The organism is Salmonella sp. NW884, assembly GCF_051700745.1.
GTDB classification, from domain to species: Bacteria; Pseudomonadota; Gammaproteobacteria; order Enterobacterales; family Enterobacteriaceae; genus Salmonella; species Salmonella enterica.
Map to the genome: position 1 here is coordinate 258,338 of NZ_JAMMDE010000001.1, position 18,991 is coordinate 277,328.

Annotated in this window: 22 protein-coding genes; 11 read left to right on the forward strand and 11 right to left on the reverse strand. The window is 50.6% G+C overall.

Features of this window, described 5'->3' with window-relative positions:
• Positions 1 to 38 precede the first annotated feature (38 nt).
• Positions 39 to 704 (reverse strand): MarC family NAAT transporter, encoded by a 666-nt coding sequence (locus NA197_RS01250; protein ID WP_000968968.1) that lies wholly within the window; start codon positions 702 to 704, stop codon positions 39 to 41.
• A gap of 258 nt (positions 705 to 962) precedes the next feature.
• Between NA197_RS01250 and marR the strand changes: the two genes are divergently transcribed.
• From marR to marB, 3 genes are read left to right on the forward strand one after another with little or no spacing between them, the layout of a single operon-like run.
• On the forward strand, positions 963 to 1,397 hold the full coding sequence (gene marR / locus NA197_RS01255) for a multiple antibiotic resistance transcriptional regulator MarR (protein ID WP_000843434.1): 435 nt from the start codon (positions 963 to 965) through the stop codon (positions 1,395 to 1,397).
• 19 nt (positions 1,398 to 1,416) lie between these two features.
• Positions 1,417 to 1,800: an MDR efflux pump AcrAB transcriptional activator MarA gene (marA, locus tag NA197_RS01260; RefSeq protein WP_000091194.1), complete on the forward strand. Its 384-nt coding sequence runs from the start codon at positions 1,417 to 1,419 to the stop codon at positions 1,798 to 1,800.
• Positions 1,801 to 1,828: 28 nt separating this feature from the next.
• Complete coding sequence (marB, locus tag NA197_RS01265; protein WP_000783049.1) at positions 1,829 to 2,044, forward strand: multiple antibiotic resistance protein MarB; 216 nt, start codon at positions 1,829 to 1,831, stop codon at positions 2,042 to 2,044.
• Between the two features lie 118 nt (positions 2,045 to 2,162).
• Here marB and eamA read toward each other — a convergent pair whose 3' ends face one another.
• Positions 2,163 to 3,065 (reverse strand): O-acetylserine/cysteine exporter, encoded by a 903-nt coding sequence (gene eamA / locus NA197_RS01270; protein ID WP_000987757.1) that lies wholly within the window; start codon positions 3,063 to 3,065, stop codon positions 2,163 to 2,165.
• A gap of 227 nt (positions 3,066 to 3,292) precedes the next feature.
• Here eamA and ydeE point away from each other — a divergent pair, with 227 nt between their 5' ends.
• Entirely contained in the window at positions 3,293 to 4,480 is a 1,188-nt protein-coding gene (gene ydeE / locus NA197_RS01275; protein ID WP_064043544.1) for an efflux MFS transporter YdeE, read from the forward strand.
• Between the two features lie 247 nt (positions 4,481 to 4,727).
• Complete coding sequence (mgtS, locus tag NA197_RS01280) at positions 4,728 to 4,823, forward strand: protein MgtS (protein WP_000901531.1); 96 nt, start codon at positions 4,728 to 4,730, stop codon at positions 4,821 to 4,823.
• A gap of 347 nt (positions 4,824 to 5,170) precedes the next feature.
• Here the strand turns inward: mgtS and NA197_RS01285 are convergent, their stop codons facing one another.
• Positions 5,171 to 5,563 carry a YdeI family stress tolerance OB fold protein gene (locus NA197_RS01285; RefSeq protein WP_000776351.1) on the reverse strand — a complete coding sequence of 131 codons (393 nt, stop codon included), beginning with the start codon at positions 5,561 to 5,563 and terminating at the stop codon, positions 5,171 to 5,173.
• Positions 5,564 to 5,989: 426 nt separating this feature from the next.
• Between NA197_RS01285 and NA197_RS01290 the strand changes: the two genes are divergently transcribed.
• Positions 5,990 to 6,520, forward strand: a complete 531-nt coding sequence (locus tag NA197_RS01290; protein WP_023217851.1) for a 2-oxo-tetronate isomerase — start codon at positions 5,990 to 5,992, stop codon at positions 6,518 to 6,520.
• Between the two features lie 112 nt (positions 6,521 to 6,632).
• On the opposite strand, the gene NA197_RS01295 is transcribed toward NA197_RS01290, so the two are convergent.
• Positions 6,633 to 6,815 (reverse strand): general stress protein, encoded by a 183-nt coding sequence (locus NA197_RS01295; RefSeq protein WP_000807642.1) that lies wholly within the window; start codon positions 6,813 to 6,815, stop codon positions 6,633 to 6,635.
• Positions 6,816 to 7,159: 344 nt separating this feature from the next.
• A complete protein-coding gene (gene dcp, locus NA197_RS01300) occupies positions 7,160 to 9,202 on the reverse strand; it encodes a peptidyl-dipeptidase Dcp (protein WP_064043543.1) in 2,043 nt (680 codons plus the stop codon).
• 138 nt (positions 9,203 to 9,340) lie between these two features.
• Between dcp and ydfG the strand changes: the two genes are divergently transcribed.
• The 3 genes from ydfG (at position 9,341) to ydfZ (ending at position 11,287) form a co-directional block, all read left to right on the forward strand.
• Entirely contained in the window at positions 9,341 to 10,087 is a 747-nt protein-coding gene (ydfG, locus tag NA197_RS01305; RefSeq protein ID WP_000636564.1) for a bifunctional NADP-dependent 3-hydroxy acid dehydrogenase/3-hydroxypropionate dehydrogenase YdfG, read from the forward strand.
• Positions 10,088 to 10,216: 129 nt separating this feature from the next.
• On the forward strand, positions 10,217 to 10,903 hold the full coding sequence (locus NA197_RS01310) for a GntR family transcriptional regulator (RefSeq protein WP_000215563.1): 687 nt from the start codon (positions 10,217 to 10,219) through the stop codon (positions 10,901 to 10,903).
• 180 nt (positions 10,904 to 11,083) lie between these two features.
• Positions 11,084 to 11,287 (forward strand): putative selenium delivery protein YdfZ, encoded by a 204-nt coding sequence (ydfZ, locus tag NA197_RS01315; RefSeq protein ID WP_000989267.1) that lies wholly within the window; start codon positions 11,084 to 11,086, stop codon positions 11,285 to 11,287.
• Positions 11,288 to 11,353: 66 nt separating this feature from the next.
• On the opposite strand, the gene NA197_RS01320 is transcribed toward ydfZ, so the two are convergent.
• The 5 genes from NA197_RS01320 to NA197_RS01340 form a co-directional block, all read right to left on the reverse strand.
• On the reverse strand, positions 11,354 to 12,820 hold the full coding sequence (locus NA197_RS01320) for a mannitol dehydrogenase family protein (protein WP_064043542.1): 1,467 nt from the start codon (positions 12,818 to 12,820) through the stop codon (positions 11,354 to 11,356).
• A 143-nt stretch (positions 12,821 to 12,963) separates the two neighbouring features.
• On the reverse strand, positions 12,964 to 14,343 hold the full coding sequence (locus NA197_RS01325; protein WP_064043541.1) for an MFS transporter: 1,380 nt from the start codon (positions 14,341 to 14,343) through the stop codon (positions 12,964 to 12,966).
• A gap of 53 nt (positions 14,344 to 14,396) precedes the next feature.
• Positions 14,397 to 15,416, reverse strand: coding sequence for a Zn-dependent oxidoreductase (locus tag NA197_RS01330; RefSeq protein WP_064043540.1), 1,020 nt, complete (start codon positions 15,414 to 15,416; stop codon positions 14,397 to 14,399).
• A gap of 10 nt (positions 15,417 to 15,426) precedes the next feature.
• Positions 15,427 to 16,641, reverse strand: coding sequence for a starvation-sensing protein RspA (rspA, locus tag NA197_RS01335; protein WP_017465702.1), 1,215 nt, complete (start codon positions 16,639 to 16,641; stop codon positions 15,427 to 15,429).
• Between the two features lie 121 nt (positions 16,642 to 16,762).
• Positions 16,763 to 17,089, reverse strand: coding sequence for a YnfA family protein (locus tag NA197_RS01340; protein WP_000921382.1), 327 nt, complete (start codon positions 17,087 to 17,089; stop codon positions 16,763 to 16,765).
• Between the two features lie 152 nt (positions 17,090 to 17,241).
• On the opposite strand from NA197_RS01340, the gene NA197_RS01345 reads away from it, so the two are divergent.
• Together NA197_RS01345 and speG are read left to right on the forward strand one after the other, a co-directional pair.
• Entirely contained in the window at positions 17,242 to 17,583 is a 342-nt protein-coding gene (locus NA197_RS01345) for a DUF1283 family protein (RefSeq protein WP_001066440.1), read from the forward strand.
• 35 nt (positions 17,584 to 17,618) lie between these two features.
• Positions 17,619 to 18,179: a spermidine N1-acetyltransferase gene (gene speG / locus NA197_RS01350; RefSeq protein WP_000199997.1), complete on the forward strand. Its 561-nt coding sequence runs from the start codon at positions 17,619 to 17,621 to the stop codon at positions 18,177 to 18,179.
• A gap of 40 nt (positions 18,180 to 18,219) precedes the next feature.
• On the opposite strand, the gene NA197_RS01355 is transcribed toward speG, so the two are convergent.
• Positions 18,220 to 18,930, reverse strand: a complete 711-nt coding sequence (locus NA197_RS01355) for a YnfC family lipoprotein (protein ID WP_000743118.1) — start codon at positions 18,928 to 18,930, stop codon at positions 18,220 to 18,222.
• Between the last annotated feature and the right edge of the window lie 61 nt (positions 18,931 to 18,991).

The following is an 18,991-nucleotide window of genomic DNA, read 5'->3' on the forward strand; positions in this document are numbered from 1 at the left end:
TCTGCCGGGAACAGGTTTCCGGCAGACGACAATGCGCCTTAGTGGTACGTTTTAATAATTTCCAACACGCCGTTGATAATAAATTGCACGCCCATACACACCAGCAGGAATCCCATTAAGCGGGAGATCGCTTCAATCCCCCCTTTACCCACCAGCCGCATAATAGCGCCAGAACTGCGTAAGCATCCCCACAGGATCACCGCCACGGCAAGAAAAATAATCGGCGGCGCAACCATAATGACCCAGTCGGGAAACTCGCCGCCATGACGCACCGTGGAAGCGGAACTGATGATCATTGCGATGGTCCCCGGTCCTGCGGTGCTTGGCATAGCCAGTGGAACAAATGCAATATTAGCCGTCGGTTCGTCTGCCAGCTCCTCCGATTTGCTTTTCGCTTCCGGCGACTCATGCGCCTTCTGCTGCGGGAAAAGCATTCTGAAGCCGATAAACGCCACGATTAACCCCCCGGCGATCCGTAGCCCTGGAATCGAAATACCGAAGGTGTTCATGACTAACTGCCCGGCATAGTACGCCACCATCATAATAGCGAAGACATAAACCGAAGCCATATAGGACTGCCGGTTGCGTTCCGCACTATTCATATTGCCCGCAAGGCCAAGAAACAGCGCCACGGTGGTTAGCGGATTGGCTAACGGGAGCAGTACGACCAGCCCCAATCCAATCGCTTTAAACAAATCCATCATAATACTATCTCTTACCCATCAGCGTTTCATGAACCGGAAGTATAAAGTGAAGTTACCCAGGCGCGCCATTTCGCCAGTGTGCAAATTAATATCCTCTACAACCTATAACCTGCAATTATCAATTAGTTACAAGTTATCACAGCACAATACCCCGGACGCCTTTTAGCAAATCGTGGCATCGGCCAATTCATTTAGTTGACTTATACTTGCCTGGGCAATAGTATCTGACGAAATTAATTACTTGCCGGGGCAACCATTTTGAAAAGCACCAGTGATCTGTTCAATGAAATCATTCCGCTGGGTCGCTTGATCTACATGGTAAATCAAAAAAAAGATCGCCTGTTAAATAACTATTTATCCCCGCTGGATATCACCGCAACACAGTTTAAAGTGCTTTGCTCGATACGCTGCGCGGGATGTATTACCCCGGTTGAACTTAAAAAAGTGCTGTCTGTCGATCTCGGCGCATTGACGCGGATGCTCGACCGCCTGCTGTGCAAAGGCTGGATCGAAAGACTGCCGAATCCTAATGACAAACGCGGCGTACTGGTGAAGCTAACGCCGGACGGCGCGGCAATTTGTGAGCAATGTCATCAACGACCAGGGCAAGACCTGCATCAGGAATTAACAAAAAACTTAACGGCGGACGAAGTGGCAACGCTTGAGTATTTGCTCAAGAAAATTCTGCCGTAGACAAAAAAGAGGTATGACGATGTCCAGACGCAACACTGACGCTATTACTATTCATAGCATTTTGGACTGGATCGAGGATAACCTGGAGTCGCCGCTCTCACTGGAAAAAGTGTCTGAGCGTTCAGGATATTCCAAATGGCACCTGCAACGGATGTTTAAAAAAGAGACCGGTCATTCATTAGGCCAATACATCCGCAGCCGTAAAATGACGGAAATCGCGCAAAAATTAAAAGAGAGCAACGAGCCCATTCTCTATCTGGCGGAACGCTATGGCTTTGAGTCACAGCAAACATTGACCCGGACGTTCAAAAACTATTTTGATGTGCCGCCACACAAATACCGGATCACCAATATGCATGGCGAATCACGGTATATGCTGCCGCTGAACCATGGCAACTACTAGTTTGTTTATGCGCCACGCGAAGAGCACTATGAAAATGCTGTTTCCCGCCCTGCCGGGTCTGTTACTTATCGCCTCCGGATATGGCATTGCAGAACAAACTTTGTTACCTGTGGCGCAAAATAGCCGCGATGTGATGCTGCTGCCCTGTGTAGGCGATCCGCCAAATGACCTTCACCCCGTGAGCGTGAACAGCGATAAGTCAGATGAATTAGGCGTGCCCTATTATAACGACCAACACCTTTAACCTCTTTGCCCCGTTTTGCGGGGCATTTTTTTAGTACTGTCTGGCGATGACGAGTCCGCCGCTATTACCCCGCGGCATGGTCTGAAATTAGCGTTTGTCTTCTTAGTAACATAATGCCTCATCCCCTGACACGCGCAGTACGGCGCACACGAAATCCAAACACATTGATATAGAGTCCAGCCATAATCAGTACTGCGCCCGCAAGCTGCATCCCGGTCAACGTTTCCCCGAGTAACACCGCGGCGCTCGCCAGCCCGACTACCGGCACCAGCAATGATAACGGCGCCACGCGCCAGGTCTCATAGCGCCCCAGTAACGCGCCCCAGATGCCGTAGCCAAGTATAGTGGCGACAAAAGCCAGATAAAGCAGCGACAATATCGTCGTCATATCAATGGTAATAAGGCTTTGCGTAATGTGATCCGCCCCCTCCAGTAGCAGCGATGACAGCAGGAACGGCAGGATCGGGATCAGCGCGCTCCAGACCACCAGCGACATCACCGCCGGGCGCGGACTATGTTGCATAATTTTTTTATTAAAGATATTGCCGCAGGCCCAGCTAAATGCCGCCGCCAGAGTCAGCATAAATCCCGACATCGCTATATGCTGTCCGTTGAGACTGGCTTCAATCAATACCAGTACACCTATAATCGCCAGGGCGATTCCCGCCAACTGCTTACGTTGTAACCGCTCGCTAAAAACAAACGCCCCCAATGCCATGGTAAAAAAGGCCTGCGCCTGTAATACCAACGACGCCAGTCCTGCGGGCATACCAAACTTTATCGCGCAAAAGAGAAAGGCGAACTGCCCAAAGCTTATCGTCAGGCCATAGCCCAGCAACAGCGTAAGCGGGACTTGAGGCCGGGCGACAAAGAAAATTGCCGGAAACGCCACCAGTAAAAATCGTAATCCTGCCAGCAATAATGGCGGCATATGGTGCAGGCCTACTTTGATGACAACAAAATTGAGCCCCCATACGACAACCACCAGTAACGCCAAAAAACCGTCTTTACGCGACATCATCGGCCCCTGTCATTATTAAAATTTTGTAAAAAGGTAAGTTATCGGAAATCAGTGCGCCATAACAGGACTTTTCTTTTTACCGTGAGCATGGCATTGAACAACACACGATGGGCAAAATCCTGCGTTATGGTATGTTAAGACTACGCTATAGCGTACAGACATCATGCTTTTGCGGGCACGGTAGATTAAAACGTCCCGATACGTAACCTCCATTTCAGGCAGGAAAAATGAATCCAGGATTGAGACGTTCGACGTTGGCTCTACTCGCCTCATCGCTGTTATTGACGATTGGACGCGGCGCCACGCTCCCCTTTATGACCATCTATCTTAACCGTCAGTACGGTTTAGGCGTGGATCTGATTGGCTACGCGCTGACCAGCGCGTTAACGATTGGCGTCGTCTTTAGTCTTGGCTTTGGGATTCTGGCGGACAAGTTTGATAAAAAGCGCTACATGTTACTCGCGATTATCGCCTTCGCCTGCGGATTTATCGCCATCCCAATGGTGCATAATGTCGTACTGGTTGTCCTGCTTTTTGCGCTTATTAACTGTGCCTATTCGGTTTTTTCTACCGTCCTGAAGGCCTGGTTCGCCGATAACCTTACCGCGACAACAAAAACGCGGATTTTTTCGCTCAACTATACCGTACTCAATATCGGCTGGACGGTTGGCCCGCCGCTCGGCACGCTGCTGGTGATGCAAAGCATCAATTTACCCTTCTGGCTTGCCGCTATCTGTTCCGCATTTCCGCTGGTCTTTATTCAGGTATGGGTGACACGTTCGGTTGCCGCCAGCGAGGGGAAAAATGCCGCTATCTGGTCTCCCTCCGTTCTGCTGCGCGACAAAGCATTATTGTGGTTTACGCTTTCGGCATTTCTGGCCTCCTTTGTGGGGGGGGCCTTTGCGTCCTGTATTTCACAGTACGTTATGGTCGTTGCCGATAGCGGCTTCGCGGAAAAAGTGGTAGCCGTCGTCCTGCCGGTTAATGCGGTTATTGTGGTCAGTTTGCAATACGCCGTGGGCCGTCGACTTACCGCCGTCAATATTCGACCAATGATGACGACCGGCACCGTCTTTTTTATCGCCGGGCTCATCGGATTTATTTTTTCAGGCGACAATCTGTTTTTTTGGGGGCTTTCAGCGGCAGTATTCACGATTGGCGAAATTATTTATGCCCCCGGCGAATATATGTTAATTGACAACATTGCGCCTGCCGGGATGAAAGCCAGCTATTTTTCAGCGCAATCGCTGGGCTGGCTGGGTGCGGCGGTAAACCCGCTGGTCAGCGGCGTCATCCTGACGACGCTTCCCGCCTGGTCGCTTTTCGTTGTCCTGATAATCGCCATTGTGTTCGCATGGGCACTGATGTTAAAAGGAATGCGGATTACCCCTACGCAACAGGCTATCACCTGTTAATTATCTGCAGCCAGTCATGTGCGCCGTTTCTGGCGCACCGGGTTAACCCTATATATTACAGGCTAATTATCTGCTGTCACTGCGGTAATTCAGGAATATTCCTGGGCGCTGACGAAAATATTCTAATGCTTTACCCTTCCAGTAAAATAAATACGCAATTCAGACTTTGCTTAAGTATAAATTAGTACTATAGTCTGTACGAGGTTTTTTAAAAAAGAGGATGCACGCTAAAATAAGGAGAAACGAGATGTTAGGCAGTATTAACCTTTTTATCGTTGTATTAGGAATTATTTTATTTTCCGGATTTCTGGCCGCCTGGTTCAGTCACAAATGGGATGATTAATGAACGGAGATAATCCCTCGCAGAGCCGGCCCCTTGCTGCATCGTTGCGCAAGGGGCCGCTTTTGTCTGGATGGCAGGCAAAAAAAAACCGCCGGTTCACCAGCGGTAAATGCTTGCATGGATAGATTTGTGTTTTGCTTATACGCTACCGGGCAAATTCTTGCGAGGATAACGGATCGCTAACGACTGTAGCACCGTCAATATCAATGAAGCTTAAACGATACGCAACCAGACCTGAATAAGACATTATGGGACCTTTTGTCCCCCAGGCGCTTTTACAAGACCCATGGTATCAGGCCAGCCGCGTGCCCCGTATGGCTGACCTGGAGATTGCCGGTTAGCGCGCGTTATTTTTGCAGTCGGTTCACGCGAACAAGCGGTTCCTTCGCTTTCTTGTCCAGACTACCGTTAATGTTGATCATTTGATCCGGCTGAACTTCCCGCCCATCAAATACGGCGGAAGGAATTATCACGTTAATCTCGCCGGATTTATCACGAAATACATAGCGATCGTCGCCTTTATGATCAATAAGGTTGCCGCGCAGCGAAACGGTCGCGCCATCATGCAGGGTTTTTGCCTGTTCGATGGTCATTTTTTCTGCATCATCCGTACCGCGATAACCATCCTCAATAGCATGAGGCGGCGGCGGTGCCACGTCTTTTTTTAATCCCCCCTGATCTTCCGCTAGCGCGTAAGGCATTATCAGAAAACTTAAAAATGCAGCCACCTGTAGTTTCATGCTCTCTCCTTAATAACGTCTATTTGACGTATTAAGTCTGGCCGCTATTTTTAGTTTTTACAAACATGAATTTACCCGCAGAATATTAAGCAATAAAATCAACCCATCCGGATTAATATGCAACCGATATCAGCGCCAGTGAGCGCGAAAGCGTAACGGCGTAATAGTTAACTTGCCACATAGCTGAAGTCATATGCATCAACGTCTGGATAGCAATTCAGAATAATCGGCTTTATTTTTTGAGGATAATGGCCTTACGCATAATCAATGACAGTCATCGCCGTAAGAAAGTAAGCAAGTTATGCAACAGCGGGTTTGTTGGTGACTGGATAAAATAATCATTCACTGACAATGTCATAAAATAAATATGCCATACTTGAGAAGAACGAACAGATTTCATTTGTCTCTGTAACGGAAAAATAAACGATGAGATTAGAACAGCACGATATTGTCACCCTTGATGAAGCCGAATCCGTCGATAGCCTGACAAAAAAACTTGGTGATTTACTGGTTAACCAGAAACTCCGTCTGACCACTGCAGAATCCTGCACTGGCGGGAAACTGGCTTCAGCATTGTGCGCAGCAGAAGATACGCCCTCATTTTACGGTGTGGGGTATGTCACCTTTACTGATGAAGCCAAAGCAAAAATCTTACGCGTACAACGCCACAGTCTTGCCGAACATACCGCCGTCAGCGAAGCGGTTGTTACTGAAATGGCACAGGGCGCTAAGGATCAGGCTGAGGTCAATATCAGCATAGCGATCAGCGGCTATGGCGGGCCGGAAGGCGGCGAAGATGGCACACCTGCGGGCACCGTTTGGTTTGCCTGGAATATTAACAATACGACTTTTACAAGCCGACAACATTTTAACGGAGATTGTCAGGAAGTATTAGAAAAATGCGTACGCTTCGCCCTCGCTGAATTGCTTTTTCTTTTAACAAAGCATAAACAATAATTTCATCTGACCGGTCAGAATAACTCCCGGTCAGAATAAAAAAATGCGAGCCTATGGCCCGCATCGTATGTGCAATATTTCAGAATATATTTATGAAATATCAGGAGTAAAATTAATTGCCGGATTTCCGTCCGCCACTGTGGCTATTCTGGCCACCTTTTTTACCCGCTTCAGATGCACGCTGTGGGTCGTTTTTAAAGTTCCCACCGCTATGCTGGCCGCCTTTACGACCTGCTTCTGAGGCTTTCTCTTTATCTTCTGCAAAATTACCGGAACCGCCGCGATGTTCTGCCATAATATAATCCTCATGATGATGTTGCGTTTTAAATATGATATGTCTTCTCATATCATGTGATACAGTTCTAAATCTAGTCGCCCTGTGCGCAGTGTCAAATTCATTTCTGCATTATTTACATAATACCACCACATAGCGGAAAATATATTTTTCGAAAACATCAACAGCGAAGCGGTAATAAATCTTTGGCAATCAAGCCACCACGGGAAAATAAGTAGAAAAATCCGAATGCACGCCCTTGTTATATTCAGACAACTTAACCCCATAAATTTAACTGGCTGTCATCAGAAGTGCAGGATTCATTTTCAGGCGGTTGTTCGACAGTGCCGAACAACCGTATCAGCTTAGCGATCGAGCCCACGATATTGCAACATGGGGTCAATATGCGGTTCATGTCCACGCCAGGCTGAATAAAGCGTTTCTAAATCAGTACTATTCCCCCGGGAAAGGATAGCATCACGAAAACGCTGCCCGTTTTCACGCGTCAGGCCGCCCTGCTCTACAAACCATTGATAACCGTCATCCGCTAACATTTGCGTCCACAGGTAGGCGTAGTATCCCGCTGCGTAGCCGCCGCCGAAGATATGGGCAAAATAACTACTGCGATAGCGGGGCGGCACTGCCGGTAAATCAAGATGCTCGGCGGCCAGCGCCTGCTGCTCGAACTCAGCGACAGACTGCTCTGCTACGCTCTCCTCCAGCATATGCCAGCGCATATCCAGCAATGCGGCGCCGAGCAATTCAGTCATATCGTAACCTTTATTAAATAAACTCGCCTTGCGCATTTTTTCCTGTAAATCAGCAGGCATTTTTTCACCGCTGTCGACATGACGCGCGTAGCGTTCGAACACACGTGGATGGCTCGCCCAATGCTCATTAATCTGGGAGGGAAACTCGACAAAGTCGCGGGGCGTATTGGTACCTGAAAGCGTGGCATAGCGCTGAACGGCAAACAAACCATGTAACGTATGACCAAACTCATGGAAGAGCGTAATAACGTCGTCCCAAAGCAGTAATGCAGGCTGCCCATCAACCGGTTTCTGATAGTTACATACATTGTATATAACGGGCCGGGTTTCATTGAGTGTGGATTGCTCGACAAAATTCCCCATCCACGCGCCGCCGCTTTTCGAGTCCCGCGCGAAGAAGTCGCCATAAAATAACGCCATGCCGACACCATCGGAGTCGAAAATCTCCCACACCCGAACATCAGGGTGATACACCGGAATGTCAAAACGCTCGACGAAGGTGATGCCGAATAGCTGGTTGGCGGTCCAGAAAACCCCCTCTTGCAACACCGTATTTAAGGCAAAATAGGGCTTCAGTTGCGCTTCATCTAACGCATATTTTTCCCGCCGTACCTGTTCGGCATAGAACATCCAGTCCCAGGCCTGAACGGTGTAGCCGCCCTGCTCACCATCAATGACGTTCTGAATTTCCGCCTGTTCATTGAGTACACGCTGACGCGCTGGCGGCACAATGCCACGCATAAAGCTCAGTGCGGCTTGCGGCGTTTTCGCCATCTGATCGGCCATTTTCCATGCGGCATAATTGGGGAAACCCAGCAGTTTTGCCTGACAGCGACGAATCTCTACCAGACGCTGAACGATAGCGCGGGTATCGTGGGCATCTCCTTTTTCCGCCCGAGTCCATGACGCTGCGAATAAATTTTCGCGGGTCTGGCGATCGCGCAGCGTAGCAAGCGCAGGCTGTTGCGTCGTATTAAGGAGCGGAATGAACCAGCGCTCCTCCAGGCCTTTTTCACGCGCCGCTTCAGCAGCGACGGTCATTTCTTCCGGGCTTAATCCTGCCAGACAATGCGCGTCATCTACCGCCAGCCCGCCCGCTTTACTTGCCGCCAGCAGACGCTGATTAAACTGACTCATTAAGGTCGCTGATTCAGTATTCAATACCTTCAGTCGCGCTTTATCCTCTTCGGCAAGCTGCGCGCCTGCCAACACAAAACGCTGATGGATAACATCGACCAACCGTAGCGACTCATCATCCAGCCCCAGTGAGTGACGCTGTTGCCAGACGGCATCCACGCGAGCGAATAACGCGCTATTCAGATAAATATCGTTGGAGAGCGCCGCCAGCTCGGCAGAAAAGGCCTCATCCAACCGCTGGAGTTCATCGTTAGTGTGCGCGGCCGTCATCGCGAAAAAAATGCTGGTGACGCGTGACAGAAGCGCCCCGCTTTGCTCCAGCGCCAGAAGCGTATTCGTAAAATCAGGGGCCGTCGGATGATTGACGATGGCCTCGATTTCCACGCGTTTTTGCCGCACGCCCTCATCAAAAGCAGGACGATAATGGCAATCTTTGATCCGATCAAAACGCGGTGCCTGATAGGGCAACATACTCTGGTCTAACAAAGGATTCGTCGACATTTTTCACTCCTGAAAATAGGTTGATCATAAGAGTAAGCTTCCCCCTATGCTGACCGCAACCGTGTTAACCAGGATTACCCTTTCATAAACGCCGCGTGCTATGGTAATACAACACAAAAAGCGTTGAGGAACTGTGTGATGATCGTTTTAGTAACTGGAGCAACCGCAGGGTTTGGCGAGTGCATTGCACGCCGTTTTGTTGAGAATGGACATAAAGTCATTGCCACGGGACGTCGTCATGAACGCCTGCAAGCGTTAAAAGATGAGCTTGGCGAGAACGTATTGACCGCCCAACTGGACGTGCGCAACCGCGCGGCCATCGAAGAGATGATGGCCTCTCTGCCTGCGCAGTGGCGCGATATTGATGTGCTGGTCAATAACGCCGGTCTGGCGCTGGGTCTTGAACCGGCGCATAAAGCCAGCGTAGAAGACTGGGAAACTATGATCGATACTAATAATAAAGGCTTAATTTATATGACCCGCGCCGTGCTGCCAGGAATGGTCGAACGTAATCGCGGTCATATCATTAACATCGGTTCAACCGCCGGCAGTTGGCCTTATGCTGGTGGCAACGTCTATGGCGCGACGAAAGCCTTTGTGCGCCAGTTTAGCCTGAATTTGCGCACGGATTTACACGGCACGGCGGTTCGCGTGACCGACATTGAACCGGGTCTGGTTGGCGGTACCGAGTTTTCCAGCGTCCGTTTCAAAGGCGACGATGAGAAAGCGGGTAAAACCTACGAAAATACCACCGCGCTCACGCCAGAAGACATTACCGAAGCGGTATGGTGGGTGGCCACACTCCCCGCGCATGTGAATATTAATACCGTTGAAATGATGCCTGTTACCCAATCCTTCGCAGGGCTCAGCGTCCACCGTAGCTAAGGGGTTATACCCGGTCTGCGGGCCGGGTAATCCCTGGCAAACGTATCTGCAACCAGAAACATGATCGGTATAGACCGCCACGGAAAAGTGGTAGAGTATCCGGGTCAACCGCCTAAAAAGTAAGAATGAATGACCGTCGAAACGCAGCTTAACCCTACACAGCCTGTCAACCAGCAAATTTACCGTATTCTTCGGCGTGATATCGTGCATTGTCTTATCCCGCCTGGCACGCCGCTATCAGAAAAAGAGGTCTCAACCCGTTTTAACGTTTCGCGTCAACCGGTGCGCGAGGCTTTTATAAAGCTGGCGGAAAATGGGTTGATTCAGATCCGCCCTCAGCGCGGTAGTTATGTGAATAAGATTTCGCTTTCTCAGGTACAGAATGGCTGTTTTGTACGGCAGGCGATCGAATGCGCGGTGGTCCGCCGTGCGGCGGCGATGATCACCGACAACCAGTGCTATCAACTGGCGCAAAACCTGCACCTGCAACATATTGCTATCGAGCGCAAACAGATTGATGATTTTTTCCAGCTTGATGACGATTTCCACCAAAAGCTGGCGCAGATCGCCGATTGCCAGTTAGCGTGGGATACCATTGAAAATATCAAAGCGACAATCGACCGGGTTCGCTATATGAGTCTGGATCATGTTTCTCCGCCGGAGATGTTGTTGCGCCAGCACCATGATATTTTCTCCGCGCTGGAAAATCGTGACGGCAATGCGGTTGAGAGCGCAATGACCCAGCATTTGCAGGAAATTAGCGAATCCGTTCAGCTTATCCGTCAGGAAAACAGCGGCTGGTTTAGCGAAGAGTAACCCCCTTTAACGTCGGGGTGAGACGCCTTCTCCGCTTTCTCACCCTGCACATTCCCGCCTAAAAAGCCGTGAGCTTGATCAAAAACAAAAAAAATCCGCAACGATAAGCGTATTTATATGTCGCCCGTCATGCGGGGAAACCTGCGGGCTTTGGCAGTAAGTTTGAAAGGAGAAAACACCATGATGACATACGATCGTAACCGTAACGCAATCACTACCGGTAGTCGGGTCATGATAAGCGGCACGGGTCATACCGGGATTATCAAAGCCATTGAGAGCGAAGGTCTGGATGCAGGTCAAATTCGCCGCGGCAAAACGGTGATTGTCGAAGGTTGTGAAGGTAAATTCGCGCCGGTCGAACTGATTCGTCTTGGCATGAACTGATACCACTGGCCGCTAAGAACCGCTCCGGCCTTCCCGGTAGCATAATGCTACCGGGTCTCTGTTGCGCTACTTCAACCGCTCGGCATATTTCGCCACGCTCGCTTTCGCGCCATATGTCAGTAAACTGTCATAGGCTTCTTGCACTTTTTGCGTAAACCGCGCCGCCTGCGGCAAATCGTTGCCGAAAATTTCTGCCATTCCCAGCAGCGCCTTAACACGACTGGCGCCTTCTTCACTGTTTGGCACGGCGCGCTGAATAACCGGCAATAGCGGATCGCTAATGTCGATGGCCTTGCCCTGCTCATCCACGCCGCCAACATAACGCATCCACCCCGCCACGCCCAGCGCCAGCAAATCAAAATCGCTATGATTAGCAAGATGCCAGCGAACGGAGTCCAGCATACGCTGCGGAAGTTTCTGGCTGCCATCCATCGCAATCTGCCAGGTACGATGACGCAGCGCCGGATTACGGTAACGCGCAATCAACTGATCGGCATAACGCTGTAAATCTACCCCCTGGACTTTCAGCGTTGGCGCCTGCTCGCGTAACATTAACGCCTGCGCGGTCAGACGATAGTTGTCGTCATCCATACAGTCATTAATATGCTGATAGCCGGCAAGATACCCCAGATAAGCCAGGAATGAATGACTGCCGTTAAGCATCCGCAGTTTCATCTCTTCAAACGGAACCACGTCGGCGACCAACGTCGCGCCCGCGTTTTCCCACTGCGGACGACCCGCCACAAACGTATCTTCTATCACCCACTGACGAAACGGTTCGCAGGCGACGCCCGCCGGATCGCGCACGCCGGTCAGTTGTTCGATTTTATCCAGCGTCTCCGGCGTGACCGCAGGGACAATCCGATCAACCATGGTTGACGGAAATGTCACGTTTTGCTCGATCCATATCGCCAGTTCCGCATCCACCTCCCGGGCGTAAGCCGTTACAACCTGACGCGTCACATGCCCATTTTCCGGCATGTTGTCGCAGGACATCACGGTAAATGCCGGTAAGCCTGCGGCTTTACGACGCGCTAACGCTTCGACAATAATACCCGGTGCCGTTAGCGGTTGATGCGGATTTTGCAGGTCGGCGGCAATCATGGGATGTTCCAGCAGAAGTTGGCCCGTGGCTGGCGAATGACAATACCCTTTCTCGGTAATGGTCAGAGACACAATCGCTATTTGCGGTTCGCACATCGCCGCCAGCACACGTTCCAGACCATCAACCTGAACATGCAACGCCGCTTTGACGACGCCCACCACACGCGCCGTCCAGGCATCCGCCGACATCTCCGCCACGGTATAGAGGTTATCCTGCTGCTTTAGATCGGCAATCTGCTGTTCGCCGCCAATAAGATTAACCTCATAATAGCCCCAGTCGCTATGCTGCTCCGCAGCCAGAATATCTGTATAAACCCCCTGATGCGCGCGATGAAACGCGCCAAAACCGAGATGGACCATCCGCGCCGCCAGCGCCGCGCGATCGTAATCAGGAAGCGTCGCCTTTGCCGATAAAAGCCTGTTTTGCATTTTATAACCTCTATATTCTGAAAGCGGAACAGTCGCAGAGTAACGCCTGCCCTGGTGCATTTGGATTTACGCTAATTAAACAAAAGTGACCGGACAGCATGGCCGAAACCGCATTAGCGTTCCGGCCATACCGTCGACACGATTTAACTCGTCTGAGTTGCGGAGTGGCGTAACTTCTCTGCCGCTGTCGCTTCCGCCGCATCCTCAGGCAGACTCAGGTCGCGATCTCTGACCTCCGGCATCAACAGCGCAGAAATCAGACCAATACACGAGTAGAGCACCAGCATAATTAAGATGGGCAGCCAGGAATCGGTCATGTTACAAAAGATCCCTGCGAGGACGGGGCCAAAGCCAACCGCCACCAGGCCTCCTGCCTCTTTTGAAATCGCCATCCGGGTGAAGCGATTACGCGATCCGAAAATTTCCGCCATGGTGATGTTTTCCAGCGCAAATAATCCCAGCACGGCAAAGTTATGAATAACAATGAGCGCCGCCATAATTACGCCAGGGCTATACGTTTTATCTACCACAATAGACAGCATCGGCCAGGCGAGAATAATCGCGGAGATATTCAACATTATATACGGCAGCCGACGGCCGTATTTATCGGACAACCACCCTAATAGTGGAATAGTGATAAAACCGATTACGGAACTTATCATTAACGCATCGGTTGGGATAGATTTGTTAAATAATAACGTCTGAACTAAATATCCGGCAAGGAAGGTTTGAATAAGCCCCGAATTCCCCGCCTGCCCAAAACGTAAACCGGTGGCCAGCCAGAAAGATTTGCTGGTAAACATCGCGCCCAATGTATTTTCTGACGCAGGCGTTAACGCTGGCGATTTTTCGCCTTCGCTTACTTTTTCGAATACCGGACTTTCTTTCAGATTCATTCGCAGCCAGATCGCGAATATCATGACAACGACGCTCGCCAGGAAAGGAATACGCCATCCCCAGGCGATCAGCTGTTCGCGTTCAAGCGCAAAGAACATCACCGCCCAGATCGCCGTCGCGCTCAACGTACCGCAGTTGGTGCCCATCGCGACCAGCGAGGAAATGATGCCACGCTTTCCTTTCGGCGCATACTCGGCCAGCATAGTACCCGCACCGGAAATTTCCGCCCCGGCGCCCAGCCCCTGTATAATTCGCAATGTCACCAGTAATACTGGCGCAAAAATGCCGATTTGCGCATACGTCGGCAGTACGCCAATCAGCGTGGTGCAGATCCCCATCATGGTGATGGTAATAAACAATACTTTTTTTCGTCCGATGCGGTCTCCCATTTTACCAAAAACAAAGGCGCCGATAATTCTGGCTATATAACCTGCACCATAGGTGCCCATTGCCAGAATAAGCGCCATCGCGGCAGACTGTTCCGGAAAAAATATCTCATGGAAGACCAGAGCCGCGCCTAGTGAATATAACTGAAAATCCATAAATTCAAGCGCGGTGCCTAACCAGCCAGATACGGCAGCGCGCACTAAATCCTGAGTCGATCGTTCATGCTTTATTTGTGTCATATAGGCAATCTCTAAGAGGTAAGATGCGTACCACTTACTCGCAATTATTTATATTATTTCGCAAACGTGAGTAAGACTTTGCAGCATTGACGCTGGTCTTTCTCGAAAAGCTCAATCGCGTCGGTGACATGTTGATAATCAAATGTATGCGTTATCAGCTTATCCGGATCAATAAGCCCTTTATTCAGCCAGTCAATCACGACCGGGAATTTATTGGCATTAAGACGCGATGAATAAATAGCCAGCTCTTTTCCGGTAATACCCTGCTGTACAATCTCACACGGGTCGCTGGAAAATCCCATCAGGACAATGCGTGCCGCAGGCGATGCAAGGGTAATCGCCTCTTGCAGGATAGCGGGATGACAGGCGGCATCGACAATCAAGGTCGGTTTTAGCGCCTTCTGCTGTAGAAATTCCGCCAGTGAATGTTGACCATTATTGAGGGTCCAGTCAGCGCCGCTCTGCTTCGCCATTGCTAAACGCTCTTCAATGCGATCAACGACTATGACCGTTTTAACCTGATAAACCCCCTTCAGCGCCTGTACGGTCGTCAGTCCCATCGGGCCTGCGCCATAGATAAGCGCCACGTCCTGCTCGGTCGGATTCACCTGCCCCGTCACATTTGCCGCAATGGTAAACGGCTCAACCATGACGGCATGATGGTCCGCGATGTTGTCCGGTATGCGATGAACATTACGGGCCGGCGCCACCGCATACTCGCTGAAACCGCCGTCACGATGCACGCCCAGCACCACCAGCGAGGTACACACATTGGGTTTACCGACTGAACAAGGGTAACAATGCCCGCAACTGATCACCGGATCGACGGATACCCGTTCTCCTATCCGGTCGCGATTGACGTTGTCGCCTACCGCGTCGATGACACCGAAAAATTCATGGCCTATGACACGGGGATATTTTGCAAAGGGATTATGTCCCCGATAAATATGACTGTCGGAACCGCAGATACCCGCCAGTTTCACTTTAATACGAACTTCACCCGGCGCAGGCTGCGGAAGCGCGCGCGTTTCGATAGTTAATGTATTCGGTTTTTCGATTACGATGCTTTTCATTTTTCGCTCCTTACCAGTTCCACAGTGTGCCGTCTTCCAGGCGGGCCACCGGCAAATAGGCTGGATCGTACGGATATTTCGCCGCCAGTTTTTCATCGAACTCAATGCCCAGTCCTGGCTTGTCGCCCGGATGCATATAGCCGCCCTCGAACGTCCAGTTATGCGGGAAAACCTCCAGCATCTGTTCGGAGTAGCCCATAAACTCCTGCACGCCAAAGTTAGGCACCCACAGGTCAAAATGTAATGCCGCGGCCATACAAACCGGCGACAGATCGGACGGCCCATGCGAACCGGTACGCACCTGGTAGAGCGAGGCAAAATCGGCAATGCGGCGCATCCCGGTAATACCACCGGCATGGGTAATCGTGGTGCGGATGTAGTCAATCAATTGCTCTTCAATGAGCTGTTTGCAATCCCAGATACTGTTAAAGACTTCGCCTACGGCAATCGGCGTAACCGTATGCTGGCGGATCAGGCGGAAGCACTCCTGATTTTCAGCCGGCGTCGGGTCTTCCATCCAGAACAAACGATAGTCTTCAATACTTTTGCCAAAGCGGGCAGCCTCAATAGGCGTCAGTCGGTGATGCATATCGTGCAGAAGATGTTCATTAAACCCGAACGTATTACGCACGGCGTCAAACAGCTTTGGCGTAAAATCGAGATACTTTTCCGTTGACCACAATTGTTCTTCCGGCCACTGGCCTTTTGTCGCAGGCTCATAGGCCAGCCCCTTGCCTTTCGCCATGCCGTAGGTGGTTTTCATCCCCGGAACGCCGCACTGCACGCGGATTGCTTTGAACCCTTGCTCTTTATGACGCGCGTAGTCTTCCAGCACATCGTCGATGGTGTGGCCTGTGGTATGGCAATACACCATGACGCCTTCACGCGAAGCGCCGCCGAGTAACTGATACAACGGCATATTGGCGGCTTTGGCTTTAATATCCCATAGCGCCATATCAACCGCGGAAATGGCGGACATGGTGACAGGGCCACGGCGCCAGTACGCGCCTTTGTAGAAGAACTGCCAAATATCTTCGATGCGGCGAGCATCCCGCCCGATGAGCTGTGGGCACAGGTGATCGGTAAGGTACGAGGCCACCGGGAGCTCGCGTCCGTTCAGGGTGGCATCCCCCAGACCGGTGATCCCGTCTTCCGTGGTTATCTTTAAGGTGACGAAGTTACGCCCTGGACACGTAACAAAAACTTCAGCCCCTACAATCTTCATTTTTATTCCTTACATCGCATTATGGGATGCAGGAAATTTACCCAACTGAGCTACTACCATACAAGTATATTGATGTAAAAAGCGCTGCCAGATCACAAAATGTTCTGGTCGCGCGGCAATGTTACGTACGTCCCCATCCGACGACGATAATCAGCATTCCACACAGCGCGATCAGCGCACCGCACCAGTCATAAACCGTGAGCCGGACGCCATCGACAACACGTAACCACAGGAGCGCAGTACAGACATATACCCCACCGTAAGCCGCATAAACCCGCCCACTCGCCGCCGGATGCAAGGTCAAAAGCCAGACGAATAACGCGAGTGACGCGGCAGCAGGCAGAAGCCACCACACGCTGGCGCCGCGCTTAATCCATAGCCAGGGAAGAAAACATCCAATGATTTCACAGAGGGCGGTGACAAAGAAAAGCAGAGTCGTCTTTAGCATGAGATTCATTTGGTTACGAAATGATAAGTGATAATACAACAGAATATCGTTACGGTTATCCGGCCATTCTTGTGTATATGCCAGGCATAAGGATTGGTGTAGAATTTACAGGTGGTTTACCGCTTTTTCCCCTCTAATGAAAGGATGTTGTGATGAACAATACGCTGAGCAAACGCCTGTGCCTGACGGCAATGCTTACGTTGGCGGCCGTTGTATATACTACTTCCGCATTCGCTGAAACCAGTAAACTGGTGATTGAATCGGGAGATAGCGCACAAAGTCGTCAGGAAGCGGCAATGGAAAAGGAACAATGGAACGACACTCGCAGTCTGCGTCAGAAAGTGAATACCCGCGCAGAAAAAGAGTGGGACAAAGCCGATGCCGCCTTTGATAACCGCGATAAATGCGAGCAAAGCGCCAACATCAACGCCTATTGGGAGCCCAATACGCTGCGGTGTCTGGATCGTCGTACAGGTCGCGTTATTACGCCCTGATGCAGGATAACTAAAAGGAAGTGTAAGGATACAGTATGACAAGTGACTACAAGGTCAGACTGCGCCCGCTTGAGCGTGAAGATTTACGATTTGTCCACCAGCTTGATAATAATGCCAGCGTTATGCGTTACTGGTTTGAAGAGCCGTATGAGGCTTTTGTCGAACTGTCGGATCTCTACGACAAACACATCCACGACCAAAGCGAACGGCGCTTTGTCGTCGAATGCGATGGTGAAAACGCCGGGCTGGTAGAACTGGTGGAAATTAACCATGTGCATCGGCGGGCGGAATTTCAGATTATTATCTCGCCGGAGTACCAGGGAAAAGGCCTGGCGTCACGCGCGGCCAAACTGGCGATGGATTACGGATTTACCGTACTCAATCTCTATAAATTGTATTTGATCGTCGATAAAGAGAATGAAAAAGCGATTCACATCTACCGTAAACTCGGGTTTAGAGTAGAAGGCGAGCTGATTCATGAGTTCTTCATTAACGGCGAATACCGTAACACCATCCGCATGTGTATCTTCCAGCAGCAGTATCTGGATGAACATAAAACGTCCGGTTCTACACTCCTGAAACCCACCGCGCAGTAAGCGCGGCGCGGTAGTCACGGAGAGTCGCACCGCGCCCGGTTTAGTAGTAATCGATACGATTTTTAATGGTGTAATGGTGGGACACTGCCGGCTTAACGCTCTCATCGACGATAACAAGCCGGCAGTCAACAGGGTTCGCGTACGCATCATATTCGCAGCTCTGTGTGACGTTGCCGACCTGTCGATCATCCACCCGGCTGACTGCCGTATAATCCAGCTTTTTACGCGGGTTCGCGGAGGGTTTTGCCGTCACAGAGAGCCTATTCTGCGAGTTTATGGTTGTCTTACCTAACGGATAGCCTTCGCTATCATAGCGGTACTCGACCTTCATCTCTTTGCCCGTCGCCGATACCACAAAACCGTTGTCGTCCGTTTCCCAGGTCACGCCCGCCGAAGGCAACGCCGCCAGCTGGCACTTCCCCTGTAACTGCACCTTTTTTTCCAGCGTCTGAGCATCCCGGTAATAATTGGCATCCAGCACGAGCGCCAGCCCCGTATTATTCTCCAGATCGTGTAACTCAAGCGTATCAAAACAGCCTTCCTGTGAAAGCGTACCGGTGACCTGCTTCGCCACTTCGCCATTCTCACTCATCAATGTCTGGCTGAAATCCTTTACCGGACCACGTAATGGATCAAAATCAAATTCGTTCGAAAAACTGGCCATTTCCGGCGTAAAAGACTCAAGGGATTTCGGGTTATCACAACCTGCCAGTATCATGCACAATAACGTCAGTAAAAGGGGTTTCTTCACACGTATCACCAGGATGAAAAGATATTTATCATCATATTAGCAAATACAGTTATTTACACGA

What these genes read in the sequence shown, in the direction of transcription:
- speG (WP_000199997.1), top strand. Translation starts at nt 17,619, where the DNA reads ATGACAAGTGACTACAAGGTCAGACTGCGCCCGCTTGAGCGTGAAGAT.
- NA197_RS01325 (WP_064043541.1), bottom strand. Translation starts at nt 14,343, where the DNA reads ATGACACAAATAAAGCATGAACGATCGACTCAGGATTTAGTGCGCGCT.
- marB (WP_000783049.1), top strand. Translation starts at nt 1,829, where the DNA reads ATGAAAATGCTGTTTCCCGCCCTGCCGGGTCTGTTACTTATCGCCTCC.
- NA197_RS01285 (WP_000776351.1), bottom strand. Translation starts at nt 5,563, where the DNA reads ATGAAACTACAGGTGGCTGCATTTTTAAGTTTTCTGATAATGCCTTAC.
- mgtS (WP_000901531.1), top strand. Translation starts at nt 4,728, where the DNA reads ATGTTAGGCAGTATTAACCTTTTTATCGTTGTATTAGGAATTATTTTA.
- ydfG (WP_000636564.1), top strand. Translation starts at nt 9,341, where the DNA reads ATGATCGTTTTAGTAACTGGAGCAACCGCAGGGTTTGGCGAGTGCATT.
- NA197_RS01250 (WP_000968968.1), bottom strand. Translation starts at nt 704, where the DNA reads ATGATGGATTTGTTTAAAGCGATTGGATTGGGGCTGGTCGTACTGCTC.
- NA197_RS01345 (WP_001066440.1), top strand. Translation starts at nt 17,242, where the DNA reads ATGAACAATACGCTGAGCAAACGCCTGTGCCTGACGGCAATGCTTACG.
- rspA (WP_017465702.1), bottom strand. Translation starts at nt 16,641, where the DNA reads ATGAAGATTGTAGGGGCTGAAGTTTTTGTTACGTGTCCAGGGCGTAAC.
- ydeE (WP_064043544.1), top strand. Translation starts at nt 3,293, where the DNA reads ATGAATCCAGGATTGAGACGTTCGACGTTGGCTCTACTCGCCTCATCG.
- NA197_RS01330 (WP_064043540.1), bottom strand. Translation starts at nt 15,416, where the DNA reads ATGAAAAGCATCGTAATCGAAAAACCGAATACATTAACTATCGAAACG.
- NA197_RS01295 (WP_000807642.1), bottom strand. Translation starts at nt 6,815, where the DNA reads ATGGCAGAACATCGCGGCGGTTCCGGTAATTTTGCAGAAGATAAAGAG.
- NA197_RS01290 (WP_023217851.1), top strand. Translation starts at nt 5,990, where the DNA reads ATGAGATTAGAACAGCACGATATTGTCACCCTTGATGAAGCCGAATCC.
- NA197_RS01310 (WP_000215563.1), top strand. Translation starts at nt 10,217, where the DNA reads ATGACCGTCGAAACGCAGCTTAACCCTACACAGCCTGTCAACCAGCAA.
- eamA (WP_000987757.1), bottom strand. Translation starts at nt 3,065, where the DNA reads ATGATGTCGCGTAAAGACGGTTTTTTGGCGTTACTGGTGGTTGTCGTA.
- NA197_RS01340 (WP_000921382.1), bottom strand. Translation starts at nt 17,089, where the DNA reads ATGCTAAAGACGACTCTGCTTTTCTTTGTCACCGCCCTCTGTGAAATC.
- marA (WP_000091194.1), top strand. Translation starts at nt 1,417, where the DNA reads ATGTCCAGACGCAACACTGACGCTATTACTATTCATAGCATTTTGGAC.
- NA197_RS01320 (WP_064043542.1), bottom strand. Translation starts at nt 12,820, where the DNA reads ATGCAAAACAGGCTTTTATCGGCAAAGGCGACGCTTCCTGATTACGAT.
- dcp (WP_064043543.1), bottom strand. Translation starts at nt 9,202, where the DNA reads ATGTCGACGAATCCTTTGTTAGACCAGAGTATGTTGCCCTATCAGGCA.
- ydfZ (WP_000989267.1), top strand. Translation starts at nt 11,084, where the DNA reads ATGATGACATACGATCGTAACCGTAACGCAATCACTACCGGTAGTCGG.